We start from the raw sequence: 11,640 nt of genomic DNA, 5'->3' as shown, positions 1-11,640 counted from the left end.
GGGGGCCTCGATCATGACACGACGTCTCACCGCATCGGCGCTGGCCGCCTGCGCGGTGGTGCTCGGCACACCGGCGCCGACCATGGCGGACTGTGAGTGCTGGCACTACGTGCGCGCCGAGGGCTCCACCGAGAACACCACCTTCAGCGAGGTCTCCGCCCCGTCGTTCACCACCGCCCTTGCCGCCGGCAGCCGGGGCAGCACTCCACTGCTCGCGCACTGGAACGGCGTCCGCTGGCGCGAGGCGGTCCTGCCGTTGCCGCGCGACACCGCGATGGAGGGCGTGGCGGCCTCGTCCATCCGGGACGCCTGGGCCGTCGGCTACACCCCGGGCGGCACGGCCTACACCGCCCGCTGGGCCGGCGACCGTACGTGGGAGGCGGTGCCGATGCGGGCCCGGGAGCCGAGCTTCCCACGGGCCGTCGACGCCCGGTCGCCCCGGGACGCCTGGATCGTCGGCAGCAGCGGGCATCCCCACGCCCGGGCCGCGTCCTGGCACTGGAACGGTCGCCACTGGCAGGCCGTACCGGTCCCGGACCTCTCCGAGATCCCCGGGCAGGGCCACAGCGAGCTGGTCGCCGTCTCGGCGCTCGCCGCCGACGACGTCTGGGCGGTCGGCAGCGGCGGGACCACCCCGCCGCACTCCCGGTCCATCGCCGACCGGGGCGACGGTGCCGTCCCGCACGCCCTCATCGCCCACTGGGACGGCCGGGCGTGGACGTCGGTACCCGCGGAACCTTCAGCGGGCGGCGGCCCCTCAGCGAGCGTCCTGGCCGATGTGGTCGCGCTGTCGGCCGACGACGTATGGGCGGTCGGCACCGCCTGGCCGGGCACCGATGTGCCGATGGCGTGGCACTGGAACGGGACGGTCTGGCAGAACGTGGCCATTCCCTGGAAGCGGGGCCGGCTCTACTCGGTGGCGGGTGACGGGCGCGGCGGCGTCTGGGCGGCCGGCGAGAGCGCCGCCGGCACCGCTCTGCTGGCGCACTGGAACGGCGAACGCTGGGACGTCTCGGGCGCCCCGACCCCCGGCGACACCGAGCCCGGCGAGGGCGCCCCGACCGGGCACGGGGCAGGGGCCGTCCGCGGTCTGGCCAACGCCCGCGGGACGTCGTACCTCTGGGCGGTCGGCGCCTACGCCCGGCCCGGCCCGAACGAGCCGGTCCCCCACCTGCTCACCTGGACCAACGCCCCGCACCACCGCTGAAGGCGCCTGCGGGCACCGGTTCGGACGGTGACGGTCGGCCGCGCCGATCCGGCGCGCCGGTCAGGAGATGCCGGTCAGGGCGTGTCGGTCAGGGCGTGGAGGCCTCGGTCCGGGTGGTGTGCTGCTTCCTCGGCGGCTCGTCGAGGGCCGGCTCCAGGTAGATCATGCGGGCGATCGGCACGGCCTCGCGCACCTTGGCCTCGGCGGCGTCGATGCCCCGCGCGACCTCGGCGGCGGTGTCGTCGTGGTTGACCGCGATCTTGGCGGCGACGAGCAGTTCCTCCGGCCCGATGTGCTGGGTGCGGATGTGGATGACGCGGTCGACCTGGTCGACCGACTCGAGCGCCTCGACGATCTTGCGCTCGTTCTCGGGGCCGGCGCCCTCGCCGATGAGCAGGCTCTTGGTCTCGATGGCGAGGATGACCGCGATGACCCCCAGCAGGACGCCGATGCAGAGCGTGCCGATGCCGTCCCAGACGACGTCCCCGGTGATGACCGCCATCGTGACGCCGCCCAGCGCCAGGATCAGGCCGACCAGCGCTCCGAGGTCCTCCAGGAGCACCACGGGCAGTTCGGGCGACTTGGACCGGCGGATGAACGCCACCCAGGACCGGTCTCCGCGGACGTGGTTGGACTCGACGATCGCCGTGCGGAACGAGAACGTCTCCAGGACGATCGCGATGATCAGCACGCTGAAGGCCCAGGCCGGCTGGTCGATGCCCCCGTGGTGGTGGGCCGCTTCAGAGATCTTGTGATAGCCCTCGTACAGCGAGAAGACCGAACCGACGGTGAAGAGCACCACGGCGACGACGAAGGCGTAGAAGTAGCGTTCCCGGCCGTACCCGAACGGGTGCTCAGGCGTCCGCGCGCGCTCCGATCGCTTGCGGCCGACCAGCAGCAGCCCCTGATTGCCGGAGTCCGCGACCGAGTGGATCGATTCGGCCAGCATGGAGGACGAACCGGTGAACGCGAACGCCACGAACTTGGCGACCGCGATCCCAAGGTTGGCGGCCAATGCGGCGACGATCGCCTTGGTCCCACCCTCTGCACTCATAGTTACGCAATCCTCGCCTTGAGCTCTTGAATGGCAGACACCGGTGTCGGGTCGACACCGAGCGCGATAGCCAAGTAAACCGTGGCGTAGTCGACCAGTGCGATCAAAGTGGCGATCCGCTCCAGTGGGTGGTCGCCTTCCGCTGTGATCTCGGTCACAGGCACGCCCCGCATCCGGGCCAGCTCGACCGAGGCCTCGCGGCGCTTGATGACCTGCGAGTGCTCGCGGGTGTCCCGCAGCACGAGCAGGTGCAGCCGGGAGTCGGGCTCCTCGGAACGGTCGCGGAAGAAGTCGCCGCCGTCCTGCGACCCGCCGGCGAGGCGGCCGAAGAAGCCGTCGAAGGCGACGACCTGGTTGTGGTCGGCCTCGGGCAGCTCGCCCCAGACGGCCGGGTACTTGGCGTTCTCGTTGCACTGGCAGGCGAACCGGTAGGCGGCCACGCCGGCGAGCGCGGAGGTGCCCCAGACCATCGGCACCGCCCCGGCGAGATCCAGGGCCAGTTGCTTGCCGGGATTGAGGAACGACTCACTGCTCGGCCGGCAGCGGTTGCTGATGTCCTCCAGCCGGCTCGCGGTGGCCTCGAAGACCTCGTCCGGGGCCTCGGTCAGCCCGAGTTCGCGCGCGGCGAGAATCAGCGGAACGGTCAGACCCCACAGCGTGGCGCGTGGCTGCCCCACCGAGCGCACCGGCACGAACACCGCCTTGACCTGCGCCGCGAGTGCGGCCAGCGGGGAATCCGCAGCACCGACGCACAGCAGCCGGCAGCCTCGGCGAATCGCCTCGGCGGCGACCGCCAGGGTCTCCTCGGTGCCGCCCGAGCACGACACGGCGATGACCAGATCGGCGGCGCCCACCCAGCCGGGCAGCTGATAGCCGCGTACGGTCATGATCGGCACCGGGCAACCCGGCCCGGCGACGGCGGCCAGCACGTCACCCGAGATGGCCGACCCGCCCATGCCCACGACCACGACGGCCCGGGGACGGCTCTCGCCGGCCAGCCGTGCGATGCCCGCCTCGGCGGTCATCAGCTGCGCCTCCCGGATCTGCGCGGCCGACGAGGCGACCTGCCGCAGCATCTCGCCGGGATCCGCCGCCGTCAGAGCCTCGAAGTCCTCGAGCACGCCGGCGTTCACCCGCGCGCCGACGTCCGGACCGCTCATGTGGCCGGTGCCCGGGCCTCGTCGACGAGGAGGACCGGGATGTCGTCCCGCACGGGGTAGGCGTAACGGCACTCGCCGGCGCAGACGAGCTCGTCCGCGGCCTCGTCCGGCGTCAACGGACCGCCGCACTTGGGGCAGGCCAGGATCTCCAGCAGCCAAGAGTCGATCTTCATTGTGTCTCCCTCACGATGGCCAGCACCTCGTCGCGCACGGCCGTCATGGTCTCGTCGTCAGCGGCCTCGGCGTTGAGCCGCAGCAGCGGCTCGGTGTTGGAGGGCCGCAGATTGAACCACCAGTCCTCGGCTTCGACGGTGAGGCCGTCGAGGTCGTCGATGGTCACCCCCGCTCGGCCGGCGAAGGTGGCGCGGACCTTCTCGGTCGCCGTCGCCTGGTCGGCCACCTCGCTGTTGATCTCGCCTGAGGCGACGTACCTGCTGTACTCCCGCAGCAGTTCCGACAGCGGCCGCGCGGCCGAACCGGGCTGCTCCCCGAGCGCCGCGAGCACGTGGAGCGCGGCCAGCATGCCCGAGTCGGCGAACCAGAAGTCGCGGAAGTAGAAGTGCGCGGAGTGCTCCCCGCCGAACACCGCACCGGTCTCGGCCATGGTCTGCTTGATGAACGAATGCCCGACCCGGGTACGGACGGGCTCGCCGCCGTGCTCCCGGATGATCTCCGGTACGGCGCGGGAGGTGATCAGGTTGTGCACGATGCTCGCGCCGGGGTACTTGGCGAGTTCACGTGCCGCGACCAGGGCGGTGATCGCCGAAGGCGGGACGATCTCGCCGCGCTCGTCCACGACGAAGCAGCGGTCGGCATCGCCGTCGAAGGCCAGCCCGACGTCGGCGCCGTGCTCGCGCACCGCCGCCTGGAGATCGCGCAGGTTCTCGGGCTCGATCGGGTTCGCCTCGTGGTTCGGAAAGGTCCCGTCGAGCTCGAAGTACAGGGGTACGAGGTCGATCGGCAGGTCCTGGAACACCGTCGGCACGGTGTGCCCGCCCATCCCGTTGCCCGCGTCGACGACCACCTTGAGCCGCCGGATCCCCGACAGGTCCACCAGCGTCTTGAGGTGATCGGCGTAGCCGGACAGCACATCGCGCTGCGACACCGTGCCGGGAGCGCCGTCGTAGGCCGGAACGCCGTTCGCCACGAGGTCGCGAATCTCGTTCAGGCCGGTGGCACTGCCGACCGGCCTGGCCGCCGAGCGGCAGAGCTTCATGCCGTTGTACTTCGCGGGGTTGTGGCTGGCGGTGAACATCGCGCCCGGCAGGTCCAGGCTGCCGCTGGCGTAGTAGAGCATGTCGGTGGAGCCGAGACCGGCCTCGATCACGTCGGCGCCCTGGCCGGCCGCGCCACGGGCGAACGCCGTGGCGAGCGGCACCGAGGACGCCCGCATGTCATGCGCCGTGACGACCGCCGACGCCCCCGTCACCCGCACGAACGCCGCACCCACGGCCTCGGCCGTTTCGGCGTCGAGTTCGTCCGGCACGATCCCGCGGATGTCATAGGCCTTAAAGATCTTGGCGAGGTCGCCCAACTTCCGCTCCCTGCTCGTCGCAAGCCTCCGGCGACGTGCATCGGCGCACATCGCCGCGTCGCATCGTTGACCGAGCCTACCGGGACCGGCGCGGCCGACCTCTACTCGGACGGCTCGTCGGTCGGCCGTGGGGACGACGATCTCAGGACGCGGAGATGGCCTCGGCGGCCGACCTCGATGCCCTGGCCCACCGGCTCCTGACGCGTCACCGGCCTGGCGGCCTCGCGCACCGCGTCGGCGAGCGCCTCGAGATCGTCACTGCTCGGCTCGCCCTCCTCGGCCGGCAACCTGACGAGCTCCCATCCCATGGGAGCGGTCAGCCGCTCCGCGTGCGCCGCGCACAGGTCATAACAGTGCGGCTCGACGTACGTGGCGAGCGGGCCGAGGACCGCGGTGGAGTCGCGGTAGACGTACGTGAGCGTGAAGACTGCAGGCTGCTTGCACGCGGTGCGGGAGCAGGTGCGGACGGGGCTCACGATGGCCGACCGTACCTCCCCTGGCCCCCCTTCGCCACCATCTCGGCGCACGTGTCGCCGTAAACAGCTCATTTACCTAACAAACCCCGCATTCCAGCCGCCCCTCGGACACGGGGAGGTCCCGGCCGATGACGGCTCGTGGCCGAGACCGGCGGGAGTCCGATATAGGCCCCTGTGATCGAGAAGCCTGATGGCTTTGCGCACGGCGGACGGTAAGCTGGACGACGTGCGATCCCGCGTGGCAGGCGCCCGACGCCGCGACCGGCATGGCCGCGGTCTCCGAGGCCCTCTAACACCTCCGGAGGCGCCGGTCTCCCGCACCCGCGCCGAACGTTTCCAAGATCTCGTCCGAGACGAGGTACGCCGACTCGGCCAGCGATGGAGCCGAGAGCTCGCCGGGGTCGAGTTCGCCGTCGAGGAAGTCCCCCCGGTCCAGGCATGGGCCGACGGGGCGGATCCCGTCGTCCTCAGCCACACCCGTACCGCCGAGCCCGGCCGGCCGCCAAGGGTCGTGGTCTACCGGCGGCCGGTCGAGGCCCGCAGCGGCGGTGACGAGCGCGACCTCGCCCGCCTGGTGCGCGACCTGGTCGTCGAGGAGGTCGCGGAACTGCTCGGGCTGTCGCCCGAGTCCGTCGACCCGACCTACGAGGACTGAGCCGACCCGCCCGTGACGGCCGACCCGCCGTCACGGGATCAGGGACGTCACGGGATCAAGGACGTCATCGAGTCGCCTACCGGCGGACGCGGCGCCAGGACGGGCGCTGAGACGATCGGCAGGACGGTGAACAGCCTGCCTCCTCCCTTGCCCATCGAGAGCACCCGCGCCGCGTGGACCGGCCCTGAGCCCGGCAGCGGCGTGATGATCAGGCCGAACCCGTCCTGCCCTCCGGAGGGGACGGGGACCTGCACCTCCAGGGTCCGGCCGGCCGCGACCTTGACGTCCTGAGGCGTCCCGGCACCTCCCTGACCGGTGGCCGCGGCGACCCGTACGGTCGCCGCTTTGGCGGGGGCGGTCAGCAGCACCGTGGTGCCGGACCGGTTGTCGGCGACCACCCCGCCGGGCCCGAGCGGAAGGGTCGCCGAGCCGTACGCCACGTCGGCGCCCTGCTGGGCGGTGAAGCCGACCGTGATGGGCCGGTCGGAGCTGAGCCGGATGGCGGCCGGCTTACCCGACAGGGCACGTTCGAGGTCGATCGGCGTGACGGTCTGCGCGGGCGCGTCCAGCGTGTCCCTGCCCTCGGGGGCGAAGCTGCCCGCGGGCGTCATCACCCACATCCTGACGCGGGCGTCGGCGTCTCCGGGTACGGCGACGAGCAGCTGGCGCCGGCCGCTCCCTCCGGGGATGCCCGGCACGACGACCTCGGTGGCGGGCGGCGCGGCGACGGGCAGCCAGTCGACGCCCTTGCGATCGCCGACGCGGACCCGTACGGCCGCCGCGACCCGCCCCGTCGTCACCCGTACGTGCAGCGCGAGCACGCGGGCCGTGTTGACGATGTCGCCGAGGCCCTCGGTGGTCTTGCCGATCCGCACGGACAGATCGGAGTGCGGCGGCACCGAGGTGCCGCGGCCGTCGGTCGTGTCGAGGGGGCCCTCTCCCGACATCGCCAGCATGTCGACGGCCGCCGGCTGGTCGTCGACGTTCGTGAGATAGAGCTCGATGTCGTCGGCGTCCACCGGGCCGGGGCCGAGGAACCACATGTCGGTGCCCGGGTCGGCGCAGCGCACCCCGGCCAGGCCGCGATCAGCGCCCTTCGTGACCGCGCTCGTCTGCTCGACCTCCAGTCCGCCCGCGAGCGGACCATTCGCCCGGACGGTGTACGACCCCGTCTCGCCGCGCCGGGCACGGCCGCCCGACGTGGCCGCGCCGGCGCGCAGGTCCTGTGTCCAGGCGGTTCCGGCCACCGTCCCGGCATTGATCGCCGCGCCGCCCCGCGTAGGGGCGAGGTCGACCCGTCCCGCACTGCCGGGCCGCGCCGCGCTGAGCGCGCTGAGCCTGGCGCCGGCCGGGGCCGGGCAGCCGAGCACGGCGGACGTGACCGGGGCGTTTCCACCCTGCGCCCGCGCCAGGTCGGACGGCCGGGAGAACTCCGCCACCCCGTACAGCGCGAGCAGCGCCAGCAGGACGAGCAAGGCGGTCGCGTAGCGGTATCCGGCGATCCGGATCACCCTGTCGAGGTCGAGCCGTCCCCCACCGGTACGGACGCGCGCGGCGGCCCGCCGGGAACGTCCGGACGCGCGGGTCCTCCCGCCACCGGTCTCGTCGTTCTCTTCGGCACCCGCCGCCTGGGCCTCGCCGGTGCGGTCTGCGGTCTCACCGTTGGGCTGTGTCTCACCGTTGGGCTGTGTCCCACCGTTGGGCTGTGTCCCACCGTTGGGCTGTGTCCCACCGCCCGGCCGTGCGGTCTCGCCCGCCGCCTGCCCGGTGGATTCGCCGGTGGGCTCGCCTGTGGCGTCCTCACCGGCCGCGCCGGCGGGATCGCTCTCGTCTCCGCCCGTGGCGGCGTTCATGGTCTCGCCTCTCCGGCCGGCTCGGCCCGCTTACCGGTCGCCGTCCGCTCCTGCACGCCCACGCCATCGACGTCGGCGCCCTCGGCCGACTGGACGCTCTCGGCGCCGTCGGTCCGGTCGTCGGCCTCGGCCGCACCGGCGCTCGCGTCACCGTCGCCCGCCTTGGCCCGCCCGGCGAAGCGGCCCGATGCCCGGCGGGTCCCGGCTCGCCGTCGCGACCTGACGACGACCCGCTCCACGGTGCCACCCGCGGGGCTCCCCCCGGGGCTCTCCGCAGGGTTCTCGCCCGTGCTCTCGCCGACGCTCTCCACGGTGCTCTCTGTGCCGCTCTCAGCGGTGCTCTCGGCGGTGCGGACCCGGCGCCCGCGAGACCGGTGGCGCTCCCTCGCGGCTGCGACGCTCTCCTCCATCTGACCGCCGGGCAGCGCGAGGACGAGGACCAGGAGCACCCCGGCCGCCTGCAGCCAGATCCACCCCTGGCGCGACACCGTGCCGCGCGACAGCGTGAACTCGCCTCCCGAGGCCGGGACCCGGTAGCCCTGTGCCCACCCGTCCACGACCCGGCCCTTCGCCTCGGAACCGCCGATCCGCGCGTGCCAGCCGCCGTCGGCCGGCTCGGCCAGCAACAGGGTGCGCGTGGCGGAGCCCGGCGGGATCCGCACCAGAGCCGTGGTGTCCCTGGCGGGAAGCACAGTGATCACCGGGCCGTCGACGAGCATGAGCCGGCCGCCGGGTGTCAGCAACCGCCAGATCGCGAACCCGGTGGTCCGGCCCAGCCTGGTCAGCTCGGGTGCGGCGTCGAGCACCTTCGTCACCGGGTCGCCGGCCGGATCCGGCACGAGGACGTACGCGATGCCCATCCGGGTCAGAGCCTGACCGTCGCCGGCACCTCGGCCGGAGGCGAGCCCGGCGACGAGCCCGTCCATGCGCCGCCTGGCGGCGTCGGCGGTCGGCAGCTCGGGCTCGCCGAGCCTCGGCTCCGTGCCGCGCACCACGGTGTAGGACACCCGTCCGTGGGCGTCGCGGCTCAGCACGAGCGTGCGCGGCCGCGTGGCGCTGCTGGACAGCCCGGGTACGGCTTCGGTGCTCACCTCGCTCAGCGGCCCCGCGGCTCCGGTCACCACCCAGCTCGCGGCGGCGAGAACGGGCGCGGTGAGCGCGACGAGCACGACGAGCGCCGCACCCGCCCGGTACAGCAGATGCCGCCCGGCGAGGATCTCGATGGCACGCAGCAGCACCGCCGTCGCCGCGACCATGACTCCGGCGGCCGCGAAGGTGAGCGCCGTTCCCGGCCACGCCGGCGCCCGGTCGGCGCCCTTGGTGACCATGAGGGCGCTCATCAGGATGGCGGCGAGCAGGCCGAACAATGCGAGCATCCAGCCCGCCAGCACGGCCGTACGGCGGCTGCGCAGACGCAACCCGAGGACGGCCACCACGAGCAGGCCGAGCGTGACCCACATCGTGGGGGTGCCCGGCCCGCCGGGGTCGAGTGCCAGCATCGATCCCGCCGGCAGCGGGGTCTCGACGAGTTCGGGCCGGTGCAGCCCCGCCTCGAGCAGGAACCGCGACGGGTGCAGGATCAGGCCGATCGTCCAGGGCAGCACCAGCAACGGCGGCACGCCCAGCGCGATCAGCAGGTTGCGGTTCGTTCCCGGCCCCGCGCTCCCGAAGGCCACCCATGCCAGGACGCCGACGATGACGGCGAGCAGCCAGATCAGCGGCACGAACCCCATCGCCACGGCGAGGAGCAGCGCGACGGCCCAGGCCGCGCGCCGTGCCTGGGCCGCCGGTGAGACGGGCCTGGCCCCGGAGGCCGCCCGGCCCGCGCGCGAGACCCCTGCGCCGCCCGTGGCGGCGGCCTTCGTGCGATGCGGCAGGCCGAACAACCGCGCGCTGAAGAGCCCGATCAGCGGGAGCAGCACTATGACGACCGCGGTGCCCAGCCGGCCGGCTGAGACGGCCCCGGTCACGGCGGGCAGCAGCGCGTAGGTAACGGCGATCCACAGCCGCACCGCCGTGACCGGGATCCGCCGGCGCGCGGCGAGGGCGCGACGGCCGCTCGGCGGCGGGTCGAGCACGACCGAGCGCGCGGCGACGTACGCGGTGAGGCCGGCCAGCGGCACGCAGCCGAGCAGCAGCACCATGACGGCGACCCATGGCTTGCCGAACAGCAGCGTGGACAGCAGCGCGAGCACGCCGATGTACGGAGGTGAGCCGGTGTCGGAACCGAGCCCGACCGGATGCCAGCCGGCGAGGTACTGCGCCCACAGATCGCTCGCACCGCCCCACGCGGGGACGAGCGCACCGCCGCCGAGCTGCCCGGCCGTGGTGAGCAGGGACCGTTCGGCGGCGACGGCCAGCGCCGCGAGGGCCAGCACGAGCAGCACCCCGGGGTGGCCAAGGAAGCGCCGGACGAGGCCGGGCGTGTCCGTGAGCGGTTCCGCCTCCTCGTCGGCGCCGTGCCGTCCGTGGGAGTCGGGTGCCGCCAGCGCGGCCACCTGCTCGGCGAGGCGGCGCAGCGCCACGCGGCGGGGCTGGAAACGCTTGATGCTGCGGTAGACGCGCTTGCGATTGTGCGCTCGTCTCGACCGGGCCCGGCGCAGTCGGCCGGGAGCGCTCAGCACGTCCCCGAGCGCGCCGAGTTCGTCACGGGCCGCTACGGGCTGCTTGGCGAGCAGCAGGAACAGAGCGCGCAGCAGCGAGCCGACGGTGTTGCGCACGAGGGCCGCCAGCATCGCCGGCAGCGGCAGATTGGCGAGCAGGACGTACAGCGCGTTGCGCCGGTCGCGGCGCCGGCCGTGCTCGGCGGTCATGCCGGTCTCGCGCAGGCCGCGCGCCGACGCCTCGGCGTGATAGGCGACGGCGTCGGTCACCACGACGACGCGGTGGCCGCTCGCATGCGCCCGCCAGCCCAGGTCGACGTCCTCGCGGAAGAGCCCGAACTCCAGGTCGAACCCGCCGAGGTCCTCCCACACGTCCCGGCGGATCAGCATGCCGGCCGTGCTGACCGCGAGGACGTCATGGACGCCGTCGTGCTGGCCCTGGTCGAACTCGCCCCGGTCGATGCCGGTCCATCGGCGGCCCGCTCCGTCGATGCTCACACCGATCTCCAGCAGCATCCGCCGGTCTCGCCAGTCGCGCAGCTTGGGCCCGAGGATGGTGGCGTTGGGATCGGACTCGGCCGTGGTCAGCAGCCGGTCGAGCGCGTCGTGGGCGGGCGCGCAGTCATCGTGGACGAGCCAGACCCATTCGACCTGCGGCTCGTTGGACTCGCCGGGAGGAACGGGGATCGCGGCGGCGGGATGCCGCAGCGCCTCGGCGATCGCCTCGCCGTATCCGGTCGTACGGGGCAGCCGCAGCAGGTTCCCCGCGCCGACGACCTCAGAGAGCACGGCGGGGCCACGGTCATGGCTGCCGCTGTCCACGGCCACGAGCCGTTGCACCGGCCGCGTCTGTGTGAGCAGCGCCTTCAGCGTCTCGGGCAGCCAGCGCGCACCATCATGGGCGACGAGAACTGCCGTGACGACATGGCGTTCTAGGGAGGGCGACAATGGTCCGCTCGAACTGTGTCTCAGGCTGAGCGTCAGCCTGTGCGAGGCGCGTCAGTGGTCGGCCGTGCCGACCGAACCGGTCGGCACGGCTGACCACTGTACGCCAAGCACCCTGGCGGGGGTGGCGCCCCCGCCAACCCCTGTGTCACC

Annotated in this window: 9 protein-coding genes; 2 read left to right on the top strand and 7 right to left on the bottom strand. The window is 73.2% G+C overall.

Going from position 1 to position 11,640, the window contains the following annotated elements; all coding sequences use genetic code 11:
- Nucleotides 1–13: 13 nt before the first annotated feature.
- Entirely contained in the window at nucleotides 14–1,207 is a 1,194-nt protein-coding gene (locus HKK72_RS02355; protein WP_187232539.1) for a hypothetical protein, read from the top strand.
- Between the two features lie 88 nt (nucleotides 1,208–1,295).
- On the opposite strand, the gene HKK72_RS02350 is transcribed toward HKK72_RS02355, so the two are convergent.
- From HKK72_RS02350 to HKK72_RS02330, 5 genes are all read right to left on the bottom strand, one after another.
- Nucleotides 1,296–2,261, bottom strand: coding sequence for a cation diffusion facilitator family transporter (locus tag HKK72_RS02350; RefSeq protein ID WP_187232538.1), 966 nt, complete (start codon nucleotides 2,259–2,261; stop codon nucleotides 1,296–1,298).
- A gap of 2 nt (nucleotides 2,262–2,263) precedes the next feature.
- On the bottom strand, nucleotides 2,264–3,421 hold the full coding sequence (locus tag HKK72_RS02345) for an SIS domain-containing protein (RefSeq protein ID WP_187232537.1): 1,158 nt from the start codon (nucleotides 3,419–3,421) through the stop codon (nucleotides 2,264–2,266).
- Nucleotides 3,418–3,594: a Trm112 family protein gene (locus HKK72_RS02340; protein WP_187232536.1), complete on the bottom strand. Its 177-nt coding sequence runs from the start codon at nucleotides 3,592–3,594 to the stop codon at nucleotides 3,418–3,420. The genes HKK72_RS02345 and HKK72_RS02340 overlap by 4 nt, the downstream gene beginning before the upstream one ends.
- Nucleotides 3,591–4,955, bottom strand: coding sequence for a phosphomannomutase/phosphoglucomutase (locus HKK72_RS02335; RefSeq protein WP_187232535.1), 1,365 nt, complete (start codon nucleotides 4,953–4,955; stop codon nucleotides 3,591–3,593). The genes HKK72_RS02340 and HKK72_RS02335 overlap by 4 nt, the downstream gene beginning before the upstream one ends.
- A gap of 101 nt (nucleotides 4,956–5,056) precedes the next feature.
- A complete protein-coding gene (locus HKK72_RS02330) occupies nucleotides 5,057–5,431 on the bottom strand; it encodes a DUF3499 domain-containing protein (protein ID WP_187232534.1) in 375 nt (124 codons plus the stop codon).
- 190 nt (nucleotides 5,432–5,621) lie between these two features.
- On the opposite strand from HKK72_RS02330, the gene HKK72_RS02325 reads away from it, so the two are divergent.
- Nucleotides 5,622–6,086 (top strand): metallopeptidase family protein, encoded by a 465-nt coding sequence (locus HKK72_RS02325; RefSeq protein WP_187232533.1) that lies wholly within the window; start codon nucleotides 5,622–5,624, stop codon nucleotides 6,084–6,086.
- Nucleotides 6,087–6,133: 47 nt separating this feature from the next.
- On the opposite strand, the gene HKK72_RS02320 is transcribed toward HKK72_RS02325, so the two are convergent.
- Together HKK72_RS02320 and HKK72_RS02315 are read right to left on the bottom strand one after the other, a co-directional pair.
- Nucleotides 6,134–7,939: a DUF5719 family protein gene (locus HKK72_RS02320; RefSeq protein WP_187232532.1), complete on the bottom strand. Its 1,806-nt coding sequence runs from the start codon at nucleotides 7,937–7,939 to the stop codon at nucleotides 6,134–6,136.
- On the bottom strand, nucleotides 7,936–11,490 hold the full coding sequence (locus tag HKK72_RS02315) for a glycosyltransferase family 2 protein (RefSeq protein WP_187232531.1): 3,555 nt from the start codon (nucleotides 11,488–11,490) through the stop codon (nucleotides 7,936–7,938). Before HKK72_RS02315 ends, HKK72_RS02320 begins: the two co-directional genes overlap by 4 nt.
- Nucleotides 11,491–11,640: the final 150 nt, after the last annotated feature.

The sequence above is a fragment of the Actinomadura sp. HBU206391 genome (assembly GCF_014323665.1).
Lineage (GTDB): Bacteria > Actinomycetota > Actinomycetes > Streptosporangiales > Streptosporangiaceae > Actinomadura_C.
The sequence above is the reverse complement of the archived record's forward strand: the minus strand, read 5'-3'. Positions and strand labels throughout refer to the sequence as shown.